14 protein-coding genes are annotated in these 17,701 nt (G+C 59.2%); 3 read left to right on the top strand and 11 right to left on the bottom strand.

What is annotated here, in order from left to right; all coding sequences use genetic code 11:
• Position 1 precedes the first annotated feature (1 nt).
• The gene (locus FHT02_RS20385; RefSeq protein WP_184091910.1) at positions 2 to 1,363 is read right to left on the bottom strand and encodes a DNA-methyltransferase; all 1,362 of its coding nucleotides are present in this window, start codon (positions 1,361 to 1,363) and stop codon (positions 2 to 4) included.
• A 120-nt stretch (positions 1,364 to 1,483) separates the two neighbouring features.
• Between FHT02_RS20385 and FHT02_RS20380 the strand changes: the two genes are divergently transcribed.
• Entirely contained in the window at positions 1,484 to 2,026 is a 543-nt protein-coding gene (locus FHT02_RS20380) for a hypothetical protein (protein WP_184091908.1), read from the top strand.
• Positions 2,027 to 2,055: 29 nt separating this feature from the next.
• Positions 2,056 to 2,499 (top strand): hypothetical protein, encoded by a 444-nt coding sequence (locus tag FHT02_RS20375; RefSeq protein WP_184091906.1) that lies wholly within the window; start codon positions 2,056 to 2,058, stop codon positions 2,497 to 2,499.
• 13 nt (positions 2,500 to 2,512) lie between these two features.
• Here the strand turns inward: FHT02_RS20375 and FHT02_RS20370 are convergent, their stop codons facing one another.
• The 8 genes from FHT02_RS20370 to FHT02_RS20335 form a co-directional block, all read right to left on the bottom strand.
• Positions 2,513 to 3,373: a GIY-YIG nuclease family protein gene (locus tag FHT02_RS20370; RefSeq protein ID WP_184091912.1), complete on the bottom strand. Its 861-nt coding sequence runs from the start codon at positions 3,371 to 3,373 to the stop codon at positions 2,513 to 2,515.
• Positions 3,373 to 5,223 carry a DUF262 domain-containing protein gene (locus FHT02_RS20365; RefSeq protein WP_184091904.1) on the bottom strand — a complete coding sequence of 617 codons (1,851 nt, stop codon included), beginning with the start codon at positions 5,221 to 5,223 and terminating at the stop codon, positions 3,373 to 3,375. Before FHT02_RS20365 ends, FHT02_RS20370 begins: the two co-directional genes overlap by 1 nt.
• Positions 5,224 to 5,266: 43 nt before the next feature.
• Positions 5,267 to 6,343: an XRE family transcriptional regulator gene (locus FHT02_RS20360; protein WP_184091902.1), complete on the bottom strand. Its 1,077-nt coding sequence runs from the start codon at positions 6,341 to 6,343 to the stop codon at positions 5,267 to 5,269.
• A 5-nt stretch (positions 6,344 to 6,348) separates the two neighbouring features.
• Positions 6,349 to 6,960: a hypothetical protein gene (locus FHT02_RS20355; protein ID WP_184091900.1), complete on the bottom strand. Its 612-nt coding sequence runs from the start codon at positions 6,958 to 6,960 to the stop codon at positions 6,349 to 6,351.
• Positions 6,961 to 7,043: 83 nt separating this feature from the next.
• Complete coding sequence (locus tag FHT02_RS20350) at positions 7,044 to 8,255, bottom strand: GIY-YIG nuclease family protein (RefSeq protein ID WP_184091898.1); 1,212 nt, start codon at positions 8,253 to 8,255, stop codon at positions 7,044 to 7,046.
• Positions 8,248 to 10,320, bottom strand: coding sequence for a pseudomurein-binding repeat-containing protein (locus tag FHT02_RS22145; RefSeq protein WP_184091896.1), 2,073 nt, complete (start codon positions 10,318 to 10,320; stop codon positions 8,248 to 8,250). The genes FHT02_RS20350 and FHT02_RS22145 overlap by 8 nt, the downstream gene beginning before the upstream one ends.
• Positions 10,317 to 11,627, bottom strand: coding sequence for a PDDEXK-like family protein (locus FHT02_RS20340; protein WP_184091894.1), 1,311 nt, complete (start codon positions 11,625 to 11,627; stop codon positions 10,317 to 10,319). The genes FHT02_RS22145 and FHT02_RS20340 overlap by 4 nt, the downstream gene beginning before the upstream one ends.
• On the bottom strand, positions 11,624 to 14,419 hold the full coding sequence (locus FHT02_RS20335; protein ID WP_184091892.1) for a class I SAM-dependent DNA methyltransferase: 2,796 nt from the start codon (positions 14,417 to 14,419) through the stop codon (positions 11,624 to 11,626). The genes FHT02_RS20340 and FHT02_RS20335 overlap by 4 nt, the downstream gene beginning before the upstream one ends.
• A gap of 110 nt (positions 14,420 to 14,529) precedes the next feature.
• Here FHT02_RS20335 and FHT02_RS20330 point away from each other — a divergent pair, with 110 nt between their 5' ends.
• A complete protein-coding gene (locus FHT02_RS20330; protein WP_184091890.1) occupies positions 14,530 to 15,141 on the top strand; it encodes a hypothetical protein in 612 nt (203 codons plus the stop codon).
• Between the two features lie 2 nt (positions 15,142 to 15,143).
• On the opposite strand, the gene FHT02_RS20325 is transcribed toward FHT02_RS20330, so the two are convergent.
• Both FHT02_RS20325 and FHT02_RS20320 read right to left on the bottom strand, forming a co-directional pair.
• Complete coding sequence (locus FHT02_RS20325) at positions 15,144 to 15,875, bottom strand: hypothetical protein (protein WP_184091888.1); 732 nt, start codon at positions 15,873 to 15,875, stop codon at positions 15,144 to 15,146.
• A 315-nt stretch (positions 15,876 to 16,190) separates the two neighbouring features.
• A complete protein-coding gene (locus FHT02_RS20320; protein WP_184091886.1) occupies positions 16,191 to 17,642 on the bottom strand; it encodes a hypothetical protein in 1,452 nt (483 codons plus the stop codon).
• Between the last annotated feature and the right edge of the window lie 59 nt (positions 17,643 to 17,701).

The following is a 17,701-nucleotide window of genomic DNA, read 5'->3' as shown; positions in this document are numbered from 1 at the left end:
ATCAGGCCGCTTCGGAAAGCGAGGGGAAGGCGGCATCGACCCGGCGCTGCGCGACGGCATAATACTTCTTCGACATCTCGACCCCGATGGACCGGCGACCGGCGCGCATAGCCGCCACGCAGGTGCCGCCACTTCCCATGAAGGTATCGAGCACGACATCGCCATCATTGGAATAGGTGCGGATCAGATACTCCAGCAGATTAAGCGGCTTCTGAAAAGGATGAAGGTTGCCCCTGTCTTTCGGACAAAACAGCGTCGTGCGGGGATTGTTCGTGGTGCCTTCATAGATGCGACCGGGGTAGTGCTTGACATCACGCAGGTAAGCAGAGTGCTTTCCCATGCTGATTTTCTTCATACCTGCGGAGGTTTGTCCCAGAGCATTATAGGCATAGCGACGCGCCGAGCTTTTTTGGTGAATGGTCGTCCCCATGCTGAAGATCAGAACATCTTCGTGCTGCTTCAAAGGCCGATTGCGCGCCTGAAGCGATCCAGTGGCGCGATTTTTGATCCACACCAGATCATGCTTGAAGAGGTCGCGCGCTTCCCAGACGAGACGCGAAGTGAAAGGCTGCGAGCCGAACATGATGATCGTGCCGGTTGTTTTGATAATCCGGCGATACTCGGCCCAGAGCGCGGTCAGGTCGATGCGAGGATCGATGTCGAGGCCCGTGGTCGAGTAAGGCGGATCGGTCAGGATAAGATCGACGCTGCCATCAGCGATGGATTTCATAGCCTCGAAGCAGTCGCCATGATGGAGCGTAGGCGAGAACACCTGCATGGGCGGCGTTGCCGTCGCAACGCGCTCCCGCACATCAGTGATCGCGGCAGGGGGCATGTCATTAGCGGGCCGGAGCGGCTTGGGCGGACGAGCATTCTTGTTCACGCGCTTCGGCTTCACTTCGCCACCAGCGGGTTCGCTGTAGCTGGGCGAACGCAGACGCCAACGAACAGGGGCATCCGCCTCTTCGATCATGTCCGGGAACGCGACGGCGAGCTTTGCCATACGCTTGTAGACCGTGCCGTAGGCGACCTTCAGACCAGACGCGAGGATCGCCTTGCGGACAGCGTGCGCGCCCTGCCAGTTCGAGGTGAGAGCGGTGAGGAACGGCTCATCAGAAATGCGAGAGGGATTGCGATCGGCGTCGTCAACCGCATCAGCGACGGGCTGAGAGGTCGAGATTTCAGCAACATCATTGGCGGGAGCGGGATCACTGACCGTCGCACCACCGACCAGAGCGCGAAGCCCGTCGCGGAGGCGAGCATATTCGACTTCGGCAGAGGCGGCGCGGTCGTTGGCGGCTTCAAGCTGGGCGGTGATTGCCGCGCCAAGCTGGTTCAGGATGTCGTGAATGGGAAGGGTCATGAGTCACCTCGTCGTTGGGGCGACCGACCAGATATCGCTCTTCCGCCGATTCTCAGCGAGTTCTCACATTTAGATGTCGGCATTTACTTCACATTTAGTGGGCGAGTTCAAACCCTTCCGATGCAGGAAGAGCGAGAACGCGGACGAATCATCGGGCTGAGAAAGCGCCGCCTTGAGACGGCGGCGTGGGCCGCGACTTTCATCCCCCTGCTGGCCGAAGCACGGCTCGAACTTCCCGAATATGCGGGCCGGGGCGAGCCATCGCGACAGGCGTATTCGAACTGGTTGAATCACCCGAGCAGGGAAATTCCATCGCGCAACAAAGGGAGTTGGAAGTCCGAGACAATCGGGCGGCTATTCGACATCCACATCGGCCTGATCGATGAAGCCGAGCAGGAGTTCGACATCGCCATCGCCATCATCCGGTTCAAATGGAAGCACGCGGACGCCGAAGCCCGGAAGGCACTCGCAGACGAGGAGGCTAGGGTCCGGGACGATCGCGCAAAGGACATCAACGACGCCTACCGGCTGTCCGCGCACCTGCGTGGCCGAACCTATGTCGATCAGGACATCCCGCCTCGGTTGCAGATCGTTTCATCCGTGCGAAAGAAGCGTTCGAAGCCCAAGCAAGAGCCTGTCGAGGTTCAACTATCTTTGTTTTGAGCGGCGTTTATCCGTCGCTAAATACCAATATGACCGACAAATCAACGAACTGGAGGCATTACGAAGCCCGCCAATCTGGCGGATGCACGGTGTTCGATGCTGGGAACGAGAGGCTCGTCGATTATGACATGGGCATCGTGGAAACCGGACGCACCCGCGTGTTCGCGGGATACTTCTTTCGCGTCACGCTGGCTGACGATGACAAGATCGTCGCCGAGGACGGCGCATCAATGATCGCAGCGCTCTGGCGTCTGGCTCGGAACCTGTCTGCGCGCGGGCTTCGGCTGCGATGTGCCGGAATGAGCGGCGAATGGCGTGAGAGCGGCCTGAGCCAGAACACGGGTTGGGGGTATTTTGGGCCTCACCAGCAGCCGATGCACATCATGGACGACATGCCGGAAGACGGTGCCGACGAGGCGCTCGATCGCGCTATCCGCGAAGCGGTGGATGCAATGAACATCGGGCTGGTCTGATCCCGCATCTGGGTCAGGCGGCAGGGACAGGTATGATCCCGAGATCGATGCATTTCCGCTGGCCGAGAACGCCGACAATCGCCGCAGCCTGCTGAGCCGACAGCAAGAAGCATTCCTCAGCCGGGTCGGCGGCGGGGTCTATCGAGACAGCGCCGCTTGTGAGCAGATCGCAGGCGACGCCATTCTCGACGAGTCCTTCTACCCCATCGACGATGAGCTTGCGCGGTATGCGACATTCACCGGCCATGCCGATGCCATTCGAGGCCGCTGACGCGACGACGGCCACGGCTTGTCGCAGCGACAGCTTCCGAGGCTTGTTGGGAAACCGCACGGTCGGACGAGCGATGAATTGCCCCACGGGCTTCACCACCACGGAATCCATATGGGCGATGCTGAGAACAAACCCGTTCAGCGTCGCACGCTCGGGGTTGTCATCGGGGATACCGCCCAGCGTAGCGGAATGACGCTCAACCGACGCCGGGGCCGGTCCTGCCGTCGATCCGCCGCCCGCTGCGAGATTGGTCAGCGGCCCGCCCTCATGCAGTCGCTTGATGAGGCCGATCAAGGCGGCTTCCCGCGCATAAGCTTCCTCGGCGGATGTGGTGACCAGATCAATCTCGTAGGTGGGCTTGAGACCGGCTTTCCAGATCGAACGAATGACATTCAGCTTGTAGGCGTTCGATAGGCGATTGTTCGGGTGCCGCGCTTCGTTTTCGTGCTGAAAGACACGGGGCCCATAACCCTTGCCCACATAGAAGGGCCGTCCATCAGGACGGCTCAGAATGTAGACATAGTGGGCGGGTTGGCCCGCAAGGAACGCCTTGCAGCCCAGATCGTCGCCATGAAACAGCCGCCCTGTCGGGACGGTGGTCATCACTTCTGCCCAGCAACAGGCCAGATGTGCCGCGCGCTATCGAACAGCGTTTCGGCGCGCGTCTTCATCCCGGTCTCGTTCCAGATTTCTGGAAAATCTCTCAGAAGGCGGGCGTTCAGATCAAGCTTGCTGTGCAGTTGAAGGCCAGCGCGCTTCGATGGCGCATCGGCTGCGGCGACCCACGGGCCGTGGCTGAGTTCCTTGTTGAGAGACCCGCTAACCAGCGTGAGATTACCGATGCCATGCAGCCACCAGTTGCGATCCTCGCGCGTGGTGACGCTCTCATCCAACGGCCAATGCGGTTCCCATGTCTGCGGTAGGATGTGCTCTATCTCCAACTCGTCGAAGTTGAACGAGAGCACCGGCTCGGATTTGATACCCTCACGCTGGTATTGCTCCTCGATCGCGCGGAGGATCATCAGCACGCGATTGCGCCGCAGGTTGCCGTAGAACTTCTTCCGGCACCATTCGCTGCGAAACGCCTCATCGTCGGGCCAGCGATCCGATCCCGTCGCTTCGGCGAGGGCTGCGACGATCGCAGGTGCGGCGGGCTGGTCGGCGGGAACAGCGGCAACCCGGTCCAGTAGGGAAATCGCAAGCGTGCCATAGCCGCGCGTTTGATAACCGCAGACGACGCGACGAACGAGATAGCTTTCCAGTGCTACGCCTGCCTCATCCCGATCGGCATCATCCGAACCCGGACGCCCCATCAGTTCCAGCAGCAGCGGGTGAAACACAACGATGTCCATCACGCCGAGGCGGCGGAGGAAAGTGTCGAACCGGGTCTTGCCACTAGAATGCTCGATCAGCCGGAAGCGCTTGGCGTCCTCGGCGATGTCCGACATCAGCGCCACCACATCCAACTTGCCTTCGGCAGTGCGGGGGCCGTTGCCACGCACGAAGGCAAGGAAGCGATCGTAAAGGTGCTTTGCCGGGATAGGTTGACGGACATGACGGGTCAGCCAATTACCAAGGAAGGCATCAACCCGCGCACGCGCGGCGTGGCCTGTGCCAGTCGGGGCGCGCCAGTGATCGATCTCGCGGTCAAACGGTTGCCAATAATCGAGATAGAGCGTGTCGGTCGCGAGCGACTGCCGCGTGCCTTCCCAAAGCAGCCAGTTCTTAATGAGATCGGCGGGGAGCAATGGCGTCCCATGCGCATTCAAGGTCTCGAAGATCGCCTGCGGCTCATCGGTCGTGTCGAGGTCGAGGACGATCAAGCGAAGATGGTCTTTCAACGCGCTGGCGAGCGCCATCGCCCGCTGCCCATGCGGCCCGACCATCAGCCATCCGCGAAATTCGTCCCGGAAAAATCGGTATGCCTGCGCCATTCGCGTATCAGGCAGCTTCGGTCCTTGGCTGACCGTGCTGTCCATGACATCCCGAAACGCGGGGCGATCCTCATTGGTCGGCCAGACCTTGTAGCGCTCCTCGTCCTCCGCATAGGCGGGATTGCTGGTGAGCGGCGCGATCTGACGAGAGGCGATGTCCACGGAGCGGGTTGCATTGTCGTCATCGGCAACGACGGTGCGAAGCTCGTCCAAGGCATGCTCTGCCGCCTTGAGCACCAGTTGCAGGGTGGTGAGACGCTGCTGCCCATCGATCACCTCTCGCCGGGGCAGGCTGAATGTCGGATTTAAGGTCTGGTCGAGCACCACCGTGCCGAGGAAATGCGATGAGACCGGCTTCCCCTGCGCGTTGAGAACGCGCTCCGCTGCCTCCCGCACATCATCCCACAGCGGCTGCCACTGGTCCTCCTTCTTCCAAACATACGGACGCTGGAACAGCGGCACGGTGTATCGGGTCTGCTGCGTGAAAACATTCATGACCGAGATGTAGCTGGGCTGCATCCGTCCCCCTTCCTATCAGCCTGCGTCAATCGCGGCCAGAAAATCAAATAACCAAGCGCAGTCGCGGTTTGCCGGGACCGTCGTCGGCGAGGTCATACATCTTCACAAACTCTGACTCATGCAGTGGCACGAGACTGCTCAACTCAGACATGGTGAAGCCCAGATCGGAAAGGTGCGCTTTAATAATCGCATTGAGCACGGTCGGGCGTTCATGGGGGAAATCTAGCTCGGATGGCTCTCGCGTTCGCCAACCACGAGAACTGATTTGCTGCCACAAGTATCGGTTCTGGTTGTCGGTAAGATATCCCAACCCCTTTGCCCGCATCAGCAGCGCCTGCATCGCCACCCGCCATTCCGGTTTGAGCGCAGCGAGCAATTCCAGCGTGATCCGGCGACCGGCGAATGCCTCACGCATCTCCCGTTCTGGGAGAAGTAGAGCCGACGCAAAAGCATTCGCCTCATCCTCCATTTCAGGGGTCGGGAAGCGATGCATGACGAGATGCCCAAGCTCATGTGCGAGGGTGAACCGCATGCGGTCGGCAGGGTGGTTTCTATTCAGCAGCACCAGCGGCGGCTGCCCCGGCACGCGAAAAGTCATGCCACTGATGGACGCGCCGCTGAAATCAGAGGTGCCAACGATGACGCCCGACCGCTCCACCAGCGCAGTCAGATTTTTGACCGGCCCTGACGGGACGCTCCAATGCGCCCTAACCACGCTGGCAATACGCTCGGGCGAACCATACTGCTCGATCTCAAGAGACGGCAGCGCGCTAGTGGGAGCATAATCCACTGCGTCGAGAAAGCGTCGCACATGCATGACCCGGAGGTTCATTTCTGAAACCACCATGTCGAGATCGCGCGCTGAAATGTCCGCTTTGGCCCGCAACATCGGGTGAACGCTTACGGGCGGGCCATACACGGGGTCGCGCAGATCGAAGAACTCGCGTGGCAGGCTGTATACCGATGCGGCTTTATGCAGAAAGGTATCGTCGGGTTCTGTGGGGCCGTTTTCAAAGCGAGATAATACGGGCTGGGCCACGCCCATCCGTTCTGCCGCAGCCTTTTGCGTGAATCCCAATCGCTGCCGCGCCAAGCGCAGCATATCGCCGACCGTAGACATGCCCTTTACTGCGCTTCGGGCTTGGTCTGCGGCAGTGCCTTCGGCTTAACCAGATCGCTCGCGTCATCGGGCTGATCGCTCGGGCCGGTCGGAGCCAGCGGAGTGATCTCACCCTTACCGGCGTCGGCCACGATCTCATAATCCCACAGCAAACGGTCACCATCGCGAGCGACAACCAACACCCGCTCGACCTTGGTCCAAATCGCGTTCGGCTCCCAAATCAGTTCGATCTTGGCAGTCTCAGGAGGGAGTCCGGGAAGGGTGCGATCCGCATCCATGAATGCCATCGCCGCCTGCGTCGGAATGTTGCAACCGAGGCCGTCCTCTCCTGCCTTTTTGAATCGCGCGGCGACGCCAGCAATGACGAACTTGGCCGTCTGCGCCTCCGTCTTGACGAACACCCGCGCCTCCGCGCCCAGCACCGGGATCGCCCGCCGCATGATCGCATCGAAGATGTCGTTCGAGTTGGTCCGGGAATAGAGATTTGGCGCGTAGCCCTTGGAAACACGATAAGTCTGGGTATCACGCCATTCGGCGAAGCCCTCCAGCACACAGGCATGAATTTTGCCGTGATAGGGCGTCAGCGCCTTGCGAACAGCATCGATATCAGCGGCCACGCAGACCTCCCCGTGTAAGTCGCGTGGACGCTATGCGATCAAATTTGTAAACTCAACCAAAAATATACAAATCCTATGCTCGCCTATTGGATGTGGCCGGTTCGGCCTCGCACCAACGCGGCTTGCTGCGGATCATAGATGTAGCTCGTGATGGAACCATCGCGAATCCGGTCCACCACATCGTTGATTACCGACAAAGGCACAAGGAACCACTCACGCGGCTTGACCGGACTGCCAAGCTGAATTGTGAGATCGACCTGCGCTGCCGCGAACACGCGGTGGATCAGGGTTTCCAGCTTGGCTCGGTTGATGTTGAACAGGGTATAGCTGGCAACGACATCGACACCGGCGAACAGGTAGGTCGCCTCCTTTGCCGCATTGGCGATCCGGGCCTCAATGGACCCGCCCGTCACCCCGATCTTGTGGATCAGGTCACGATGCTCAGCGATGGTCGGATGATCGGATTTGCTACGCAGGACATAGATGGTGCCGCTCTCCAGATCGCCATCTCCCGCCGTGCCTGAGAACAACGGACCCGCTTCGGGCTCGGTGATCCGCCGTCCTGCGTCATCCTTATACAGCGCCCGCTGCAACGAGCGCAGCAGGAGGTTGCTCTCCGTCGCGTTGGAGTAGACTACTTTCAGTCGTGCGTCCGTCTCACCGTTTGGTGCGCGGATGGGGTCGCCCACTTCCGCGACGTAGGCGACCTGCCCCCCAAGGATGAAGAACTGCCCATTGGTGATGTCGGCCTTGAGGAACCCGGCGTCTTTCACAAACGGGCGCGTCACGCGCGCGCCGGTCTCAAGATCGCGCTCAACCTGCTCGAACAGGGGCTTGAAAGCGGCGAAGTTCTCACACTTCTCGCGGTTCGCGATCTCCTCCGCCGCACGACGCTCGTCGGCGGATGGCACATGACGCAACACGCGAATGTCATCAGCAGCGGGATCGACCGCGATCCCAAGCTCGGCAAGTAGGGCGTCGTCGTCGATGTTCTCAACGGGCATTGCTGCTTCCACCTCCGCAGTGCTCAGTAGGCCCTTGGTGTCCAGCGGCGTGAGAAGAACAAGGCATTCATCGAGTTCGCGCAGCCGGTCGAGGCGAACGGCATAGAGCCTCTCGAAGATGTCGCGATCCTCGCCGTGCTGCGGCGCGCGCCCGTGCTCGTCGTGGAAACGCACGACATCCTCAAACCCCGCGATGATCCGCTCCTCACGCGGCGTGTAGGTCCGGGCCTTGGGTTGCTCGATCGCTACGCCAAGTTCGGCAAGCAGTTCGTCGTCAGATAGGTCAGCCATTCGCAGCGGCCTCTGCACGGTAGCGGGCGAAGGCGGCAACCCCCTCCGCGAGCCGCTTCTCCCATGCGTCCTGCGCGTTGATGTCGGGAAGGCGTCCGCGCTCCTTCTTGAACCGCAGCGCGCGCTCGGCGAGGTCGCGGGCTTCTTCGGGTGAGATTTTCACCTTCCGCGCTGAGATGACCGCCTGCACCTGCTTGAGGATGTTGGCGTCCATAGACCGGGCCAGCACCGAATAGGCCGCTTCGAACGGGTTGATGCTGTCGATCAGGTCGATGTCCAGATCGCGGACATCCATCGCGAACTTGCGCACGCCGTCGATCAGCGCGGTGTTCAGCTTGGGCTCGCCATCCTCGGCATCACCGCCCCCGGCAAGCTTCTTCGCGCGCTGAGTCAGGTTAAGCGCGGCGATGGCGTGCTGGCGAACAGCCTCCTGATCCTCGGCGCTCAACTCGGGATAGCGGTCGCGCACGATCGCGCCCATGCGAAGCTGGGTCAGTTCCTCGGGCACCACTTCCTCATCGAACATGCCGCGCTCAAGGGCGGTCTTGTCCTGCACGAACTGGGTGATGACCTCGTTCAGGTCTTCCTGACAGATGCGGACGGCCTCTTCACTCTTGGGTTCGACAAGGCCGTTGATCTCGAAGTGGAACTGGCCGCGATCCTCATTGAAGCCGACATTGGTCTGCCCCTCCTGATAGCCACCGGGGCCATAGTCGAAGTCGTCGATCGGGCCGCGATCCTTGGGGGTGAAGGTGAACCTCGGCGCAAGCACCTGCTCCATCAGCAGGCTGGCGGCGATGGCTTTGAGGGTGTCGTTGATCGCGCCGACCACTGCCGCCTCGGAAGCGTCGGGCTCGGCAATTAGATTGGTGAAGGTCGCGGTTTCCTTCCCCGGCGCATCGCGGGTGGCGCGACCGATGATCTGGATGATCTCGGTCAGGCTAGACCTATAGCCGACCGTCAGCGCGTGCTCGCACCAAATCCAGTCGAAGCCTTCCTTCGCCATGCCGAGCGCGATGATGATATCGACATGATCCCGATTATTGCGGTGCGCGGGGTCCTTCAGCGCGGCGAGCACCTTGGCCCGCTTCGCCGGGTCGCTGTCATCGACCAGATCGGCGATTTTGATGACCCGGCCATCCGGCAGCTTCACATGATGGAAACCGGTCTGGGGATCGGCACCCTGCCATTCCCCCAGATACTCCATGATCTCCTCAACCTCTTTGATCTTGTCCTTCGTGCTCTCGCGCGAATTGACCGAGGGGATGTGGACGATCGTTTTCTTCGCCGGATCGAGGACGGCCTCGATCGCGCTCAGATAGCGGTTTGAGTAGAAAAAATAGCCGATGTTGAGCGCCTTGAGATGCTCATAGCCGTTCAACTGCTCATAATAGGTATAGGTGACCGGCTCGAACCGAGCCTCGTCCTCCGGCATAAGCACCGGCACTGCGTCACCTCTGAAATAGCTACCCGTCATCGCGACGATATGCGCCTTGTCGCGACGGATGAAGTCGGCAAGCTGGCTCCCGAGGCGATTGTCGGCGCTCGCTGAGACATGGTGGAACTCGTCCACTGCGATCAGCCGATCATCGAATGCCTCGACGCCAAGCTGCTCGACTGCGAAGCGGAAGGTCGCATGGGTGCAGACCAGCACGCGGTCATCGCTGGCGAGGAATTGGCCGACCGCGCGGACCTTGGAGGGATCGACGCGCTCCTCATCCGGCCCCGGCGCATTGCACAGGTTCCACTGCGGCTTGACCGTCCAGTCGGCCCAGAAGCCGAATTTGGAGAGCGGCTCGTCCGAGAAGCTACCGCCGATCGACTTCTCAGGCACGACGATGATCGCCTGCTTCAGCCCCTGATTGTGGAGCTTATCGAGCGCGATGAACATCAGCGCGCGCGACTTCCCCGAGGCGGGAGGCGACTTGATCAGCAGATACTGCTCACCCCGCTTGTTGTAGGCGCGCTCCTGCATCTCGCGCATGCCCATGGCGTTGGGCTTGGCCGAGATGCCAGTGCGGGCGGTCTGAAACGAGACGGCGGGTATGGGCTTGGCGGTGGTCACTGCGCGCGGACTCCGTATTTCTGAAATTTCGGCAGCAGCTTCCCCACAAGCTCGAACTCATCCTCAAACTTTTTGAGAAGCCTTTTCGCGCCGACTGCGATCTCATCCGCGTCGTGCACATCTCGGATGCCGAGGGAGTTTTGCTTGAGAAACTTGGAAAATCGTTTGCCTTCCTCAGCAGCGCCGCGCTGGAAACGGACCTTTTCCGTGCCCGATTTTGCCGCAGCATCAATGATCTTCTCAATCAACGCCTGTCGGAACTCGTGCGACGATAGAGGCCCCACCTCTGCATAGAGGCGCAACTGCCCGCCGTTCCCATCGGCATCCGAGACAAGCTGAAGCCATCCCACCAACGGATACCCCATCCACCAGCCCTCGCACCCTTCCCAGTCATAGCGCTCCCCGCCGAGACCATCATACCACTGAGCGGGCAAGAAGCTCGCCATATCATTGCCGATCCAATTGAAATGATATGCCTTCCCATCAATGGTGACAGGTTCCTCACGGTCTGGATCGTCTCCAGCGATAGACTGCATCGCCATGGCAAAGTCTGAATTGACGCCGTGGGCGATCACAAAATCGAGCACCCTCTTGTGCTCGCGATAGAGTTCGCGCGCGAGCTTCTCCATTTCGGTGCGCTGTTGGCTCACGCCCAATTCTTCCTCCAGAATTTCAAGGTAATGGTTGAGGAAAGTCTTTGTCTCAACAGTCAGCGAGTGCGCTTCTCGGGTGAGCACATCCGGCAGGATTTCGCAAATCATGTCGTAGTTGATCGGCGCATACCGGAGGTCGGAAGGCTCCTCGTCATGAAGCGTGAGGAAAATGCCTCTTACGGTCAATTCGCGCTCATCATGCTGAATGAGCGTCTGCACCTTTTCGATGTATCGCGTTAGCTGGCCGCTATGCTGCCTGCTGTCGAACTTATTCTCGACGACAAATGCCCACCCCTCCTCGGGAAGGTGAATGAGGATGTCGATGTTCTGCCACTCCCGGCGAATTTGCGCTTTTCGCAAATCGGCGCGGACGACATCGAGCGCGGTGGGAAACCCGAGACCGGACTGCCCGCGCAGGGCCTCACCGAGAAAAGCTTTCAGGAATTGATCGCTCAGCCCATGGCTCTCTTGGGGGTTGAGCAGCCAAGCAAGGATGGCCGAATGCCGTATCTCCATCCGCTCCATCCGCATGACGCGGATCGGATTGAAGCGACTAAGGTGCGCGGAAATCTGCGCCAACTTCCTGTTGTTGACGAAGACCGCCTCAAAGTCAGTCGGTTCGATCTCGGGCTTTTCCGCTGCCGCTTCGATCAAGCCGCTTTCCCCTTGACCGTCATCTTGGTGTAGAGTTCGAACAGCTTTTCGAGGCGCTCGGTGTCGTTGCGGAAACGGCGACCGATGTAGATGCGTTCGAGCACTTCGTCGTTCTCATCATGGGCGCGGCGCAGATCGTCGGGCATGTCCGTGGGGTCGTAGAGATCGGCGATAGTAGCGGGGAAATGCGCTTCGCGTGCGAGGAGGATGTTCTCAGCGCAGCGGGTGAGGTTAGCCTTGTTTTGCTCGGTAAGCCTAGGCAGCGGAAAGGTGTTCCAGCCAAGGGTATTGGAATAACGAATCCGAGTCTCCAGTTTCCCACAAACTACTAAAATCCATACAAGATGTATGCGAGAAACCAAGGTGGAAAATACCCACAATTGCGGGTCGAGCACGGCGAACGCGAGGTTAGATACAATCGTTCCCTTATCCTCCAAAGACACTGGCAAGTATTCTCTATTTTCAGAACTTACGCTTGGAATGATGGCAACCGTCTCGTTTCCATTTTGTCGAACTTGTTGAAACTCAAACGGGGTCATCGCTCCCCGCCGAGTAAGCTCCTTAGAGCTGTCGTTTCTGAAATTCGCTACACCGATGAGACGCTCGCGAATCGAGTTATTTTCTCGTGCCTCAGCGACATTAGACCGGTCCAGCCACAGGCAATAACGCCGCTTCCCGTTAATTGATTCTTCGGCTCCCATGTAGGAGCGGATGAACTCTGAAGCGCCATCGTTCACTAGTTTTTCAGCGTCTTCGACAGAAAGGATCAGGTGCCCTCCATCGACTGGCTTGTTGCCAATCGTCATAGGTTGAATTTCGCTCAGAGGAGCAGTTGAGGCTGCTACGATGATATCATCATTAGCCACAAGGTATGGGTTAATATTTGCAACATCGCGACGAAGGTCTGTGCCGTTCTCATCAATTGAGTATAAAATTCGAGATCGGACCGGCTGGTTCGATAGTCCTATAATGACTACTGAAACTCCGGCGTTCTTCGCTGCGAGATTTTTCCACTTAAAGGATGTGTGGGCAAAATCGATCTTTTGTCCGCTATCGAAGAGCAAGGGCCAGAGGCGAGCGACCTGCTCTCCTTGGCAAATCGAATTCGTAGCGACGAATGCGCATCTGGCGGCGGTATGACGCGCATACCCTGCAAATTTCATGAACCAGCCGCTGACATAATCCAGCGATTTCCATGAGTTCGTTAAGTGTGAAAATAGCGGCTTCAGATCGGCCTTCCTATCCTCAGCTTCCTTGTTGATCCTTGCCTTTGTTTCCGCAGTCGCACCCTTGGGGGCCTGCACAGTAGACCCCACATACGGTGGATTGCCGCACAGATAGGTCTCACCACCTGAATTCTCGAAGTCGATCTCGGCTTGATCGAGAGGCGTTTCGAACAAATCATCGCCACGCATCTTTACGCCGGTGCCAGTAGGGGGGCATACGCTTAGCCAATCCAGCCGCAGCGCGTTGCCACAGGTGATCCAGTTTTCTGAATTCAGAGGCAAGAACTCGGCGAGAGCCTCTTGCTGTCCTCGATACAGAACATCGCACTGAAACTCGGCGATGATGAGAGCGAGGCGTGCGATCTCAGCCGGGAAGTCGCGAAGTTCAATGCCACGGAAGTTGGTGAGCGGAATGTCGCTACGCCGGTCGGATTCGCCCCGTCGCCGGTTGATCTCAGCCTCAATCTCACGCATTTGCTTGTAGGAGATGACGAGGAAGTTGCCGGAGCCGCAGGCCGGGTCGAACACCCTAATCCGCGCCATGCGGCTGCGCAGGTTGAGCAGCTTGCGACCATTGTCGCCAGCCTCGTCCAGCTTCTCACGCAGATCGTCGAGGAACAGCGGGTTCAACACCTTCAGGATGTTTGGCACGCTGGTGTAGTGCATGCCGAGAGCACCGCGCTCCTCGTCGTCGGCGACGGCTTGGATCATCGATCCGAAGATGTCCGGGTTGATCTTCTTCCAGTTCAAATTGCCGATGTGGTTGAGGTAAGAGCGGGCGATCTTGGTGAAGCGCGGCACCTCGGTGCTGCCGCTGAAAAGCTGACCGTTCACATAGGGAAACTGGTTGGCGTAGCGCGCGATCCCCGCCGACTGGCGATCAGCGATCTTTGTGTCCATCGAGCGGAAAATCTCGCTGATGACCGCGTGCGTGTCCGACGAATCCCGCGCGCTCATCTGTTCGACGGTCTTGGTGAACAACCCCTCGCCGACGAAGATGTCCGTATCTTCCGCGAAGAAGCAGAAGATCAATCGCGCCATGAAGTGGTTCATGTCCGGGCGGCGCTCGGCCTTCGCCCAGTCCGGGTTATCCTTCAGAAGCTCGACATAGAGCTTATTGAGACGGCCTGTCGCCCGGATGTCGAACGAGCTTTCCCGAATTTGCTCGACAGTGGTGATGCCCGCCAGCGGCAGGAAAAAGCCGAAGTGGTCCGGGAAATCGGCATAGTCGCACGCGATCGTCTCACCGCTCGTCCGATCCTCGGCCTGAAAGGAGTCGCCGTCCGTCGCGAGGATGAACTTGGCCTTGGCCGTCGCCGTTTTCGGGCTGTCGCGCAGCGAGCCGAGCGTGGCCTCGACCTCACCGACATCGCAGGTCGCGATGTGGATGTTGCTGCGCTGGAGCACGCCGCCGACATCGGACTGGTTGGTCGAGCCGGTGCGCAGCCGCTTGATGGTCGTCTCGGGATTGCCGAATGCACGCAGGAACGAAAAGGGAAACTCCCCCCGGTCAAAGGGTTCAAGCGCAAGCTGCGAAACGGCTTCTTCGATCTCAACAGGATTCATCCCGACAGCATAATGACGAGGGTAGGATGCCGCCAGCAAAACGCATTCCTCGTTGCAAATCCATGCCCTTCCGACCAACCTCTCAGTCCGAGGCGCGGCGGGGGGCATGGATGGCGAAGCTCAACTTCAACTGGCACGGCTATATGTATCAGGATGGAATCAATTCCATCCGGCTGAGCTACGACAGCGCCGCGCAGGCGCTCCAACTTCAGACCGAACGCGCCTACGATGCGATCGGGGCCTATAATGCCAAGGTCGAGGGTGGCGACGAGTCAGGGATCGAGCGCGACGAGGACGGGCATGTCGTTTTCGATGAGGCAGATGTGCTGATGTATCAGAGCCTCGCAGCAGAAGTGGCTCTGAACACCCTGCGGAAGGCATTCGCGATCGTTCTCTATCACCATTGGGAACGCAGCGCCCGCGAATGGGTCCAGTCGAAGAACGGTAAACACGACACGCTCGTCGCTTCCCTCGCTGCTAAAGGGCAGAGCACCGATCCGCTCGTCAACGATCTTCGCACGCTGGTGAACACGCTCAAACACGATAGCGAGCGCTGGGGTGTCCAACTGCACACCGACCGGGCAGACCTTTTCAAATCCGAGTTCAAAATCACGCAAGCGCGACCGATTGACTGGTATGACGCGATTGAGGTTTCGGGACCGGCTTTGCTCGCGTTCTTCTCGGCGGTGTCGGCATCGGGGCCGACATTGAACTCCCCATAGTCTCAGAAGGGCACCTCATCGTCGAGATCGCTGTCGAATTCGGCGAATGTCTGCTTGGGCGGTTCCGCCGTGCGCAAATCCGGGATTGCCTTGAACGGTTCAGGGGCAGGCAGCTTTGGCGTCGCCTCGTCCTCTTCGGTCTTGGCGGCTCCGAAGAGAGCGCTGATGGCCTGCACAATCTTCGGGGATTCAATCAGCGTTTCGGCGTTGTCGTGAATCACACTGCTAACCAATGCGATCACTGTCATCACCGCCGCGAGGTTCACCCGGCGCTTGGCAAGTTCGGCCTCAAAATCAGCGATGCGATCGAGCAGCGCATTCTTCCGTTTGTCGGGGATGTTTGCCGCCTTCACCTCTTCCTTAAGTCGCTCAAGGTGATGTTGAATCTTCTCCCGCGCAGGAACGGTAATCGCGACGCTGTTGCGCTTGTTTCGCCGCGACATCCTCACTCTGATTTGCGCTAGTCGGTAATCAACAGCACGGGTGAAGCGAGCAAACTCGTTCGAGTAGTGTCCTTCTGGTTGAGCATCATACGAGATTTCGGTCACCTCGAACTGGTCAGCCAGCGCGGTGATTTCATTCATGTAGCTGAGCATGCACTCCCACGGCAGATCGCCGTCCCGATCACGCTCCTCTTCGTAGAGGCGATCCCGTGAAATCGCTTCTAACTTGGCAAATGCCTCGCCATCATCCTCCGGCAGATCATCATAATCGTCGTTCTTCAGGTAACCCACGCCCTGCCCCCTGTCTGTCGAGATCATAGCTGATTCGGCCAGTTCCGTCAGCGGCCATCGACCGTCGTGGCGCGGGCAACCTTCAAATTGATGGGCATCGGCCTTGGGAACGAAGGAGCGCGATGTTGCGCGCCGCCTCTCGCTCTATCTGGGCAAGCCGATGCCGGATCAGGCGATCTCGGATATCTGGCGAAAGGTGCCGGGGATCGCCCACAGGATGTGCGGGGCGGGCCAGCACCTTCCAAATCCAGATCGTGCCGTCATCGTCGATATAGTCATCGTCCATCGGGTATTTAGCCGATGGGCGATGCAGACTCAGGCGGCTTTCAGTTTTCGTCTCAGGCGTTTGCGCGCTGCGTCGCGTTTTCGCCGTTCGGCTTTCCGAGCCACTTCCTGTTCAGGCGTGCGGAAAGTCGTGGGCCGACCTCCTTTGGATTTTTGCGGGATAACGACCGCCAACGGCACATGCACCATCGACGCGACGATGTGGGGCTGGGCATCGAAATACGCCTTGAGATACAGGGCCTGTTCCCGGTCAAATACCCAGAGTGAAACTGGCGCGGTGCTGTCGGGATCGCGCACGCTGGTCCGCGTCGCGAACTGAAGGATGGTCTCGAACTCCACGCTGCGGGTCCAGAGCAGCGGATCGATTTTGAACAGTCGCAGCAGGGAGCGCAGATTCTCACACGGCTTCGCCGCATAGATTACGGCGGCATGATGCAGCTTTCGGAACTGATTGGTCCCGGCCTGCTTCGGCTTGACGAACGCATCATCATTGAGCGCCAGAAGTGCCTTTGGCGCGGGCTTGCCCCAATCGCCATTCTCATTGGCCGTCCAGATGGCATCCTGCGGCAATGTCGTCGCAAGATGGTCACCGATCTCACGCAGCACCGCTTGGCCTCCGCCTTGGCCGAACCAGCTTTTCGCGGAAGGCCGATTACTGAAAAAGTTGATCGTCACCGACCGGGCGGCAGGAGCGTCACCTTCCATCGGCGGGGGCGGCAGGGTTTCCCACTCGACGCGATCACCATCGATCATTGATGTGATCCGTGCGCCGATGTCCTCAGAAAACCTGTTGCCGAGCAGTTCTACGCGGTCGAAGGCAGTGAGCGCCCGAAGAGAGAAGGTGCTGGCCCAACACCATTTCACCTTCTTTCCTTTCATTGCCGACCAGTTAGGCAAATTGCACATCACCTTGCGCGTGCCGTTGGGATGATCGGCCTCCAGCACGCGAGCGTGGAACAGGTCGAGATGAGAATGAGAGTCGTCGTCTCTCACATCCTGGGCCGCGAGTGCGCGGCCAGCACCGGTAGGCTCGACCGTGCTCCAGTTGCCCTCCATGGGTGTCAGGACATAGTGGCGTTGAAAGAACGCGAAATCGAGCGGGGTGTGCTTCTCCTCGAAGTCGAGGAAGCGGGGCACCTCATCGATCACGATCTGCCAGCCCGCGAAGCCGCTGAAGTCGCTCCGCAGAAGGGCCTCATGCGTGGCGATGACAATGACATGCCCATGCAGGCGGTAATCGGCAGGAAGCTCGGCGATTCGTTTGACCACGCCGCGCCCGTCGTGGTTTCCTCCGTGGATGTGCCGGATGATCGGATTGGTTTTCGCCTTACGGGCGGCGGCTTGGAACCTCTGCTCTAACTCGGCGAAGGCATTTTTGCGCTCGGTGATGAATAGCGTTCTACATGGAGCAGATACGATCCGCTTGATTGCTTCTCGTGTTTTTCCTGCACCGGCGTGGGATTCGTCAACAAATACTTTCATTCCGTCCTCTATTGAATCTACAATAGAACTTTACCAAACCGCCCATCCATTCCGCATTA

This window comes from Sphingomonas xinjiangensis (assembly GCF_014199255.1).
Classification (GTDB): Bacteria; Pseudomonadota; Alphaproteobacteria; order Sphingomonadales; family Sphingomonadaceae; genus Sphingomonas; species Sphingomonas xinjiangensis.
The sequence above is the reverse complement of the archived record's forward strand: the minus strand, read 5'-3'. Positions and strand labels throughout refer to the sequence as shown.

Bases quoted from the DNA above. Each gene is read 5' to 3' on its own strand.
- FHT02_RS20385 (WP_184091910.1), bottom strand. From the start codon at position 1,363: ATGACCCTTCCCATTCACGACATCCTGAACCAGCTTGGCGCGGCAATC.
- FHT02_RS20380 (WP_184091908.1), top strand. From the start codon at position 1,484: ATGCAGGAAGAGCGAGAACGCGGACGAATCATCGGGCTGAGAAAGCGC.
- FHT02_RS20375 (WP_184091906.1), top strand. From the start codon at position 2,056: ATGACCGACAAATCAACGAACTGGAGGCATTACGAAGCCCGCCAATCT.
- FHT02_RS20370 (WP_184091912.1), bottom strand. From the start codon at position 3,373: ATGACCACCGTCCCGACAGGGCGGCTGTTTCATGGCGACGATCTGGGC.
- FHT02_RS20365 (WP_184091904.1), bottom strand. From the start codon at position 5,223: ATGCAGCCCAGCTACATCTCGGTCATGAATGTTTTCACGCAGCAGACC.
- FHT02_RS20360 (WP_184091902.1), bottom strand. From the start codon at position 6,343: ATGTCTACGGTCGGCGATATGCTGCGCTTGGCGCGGCAGCGATTGGGA.
- FHT02_RS20350 (WP_184091898.1), bottom strand. From the start codon at position 8,255: ATGGCTGACCTATCTGACGACGAACTGCTTGCCGAACTTGGCGTAGCG.
- FHT02_RS20335 (WP_184091892.1), bottom strand. From the start codon at position 14,419: ATGAATCCTGTTGAGATCGAAGAAGCCGTTTCGCAGCTTGCGCTTGAA.
- FHT02_RS20330 (WP_184091890.1), top strand. From the start codon at position 14,530: ATGGCGAAGCTCAACTTCAACTGGCACGGCTATATGTATCAGGATGGA.
- FHT02_RS20320 (WP_184091886.1), bottom strand. From the start codon at position 17,642: ATGAAAGTATTTGTTGACGAATCCCACGCCGGTGCAGGAAAAACACGA.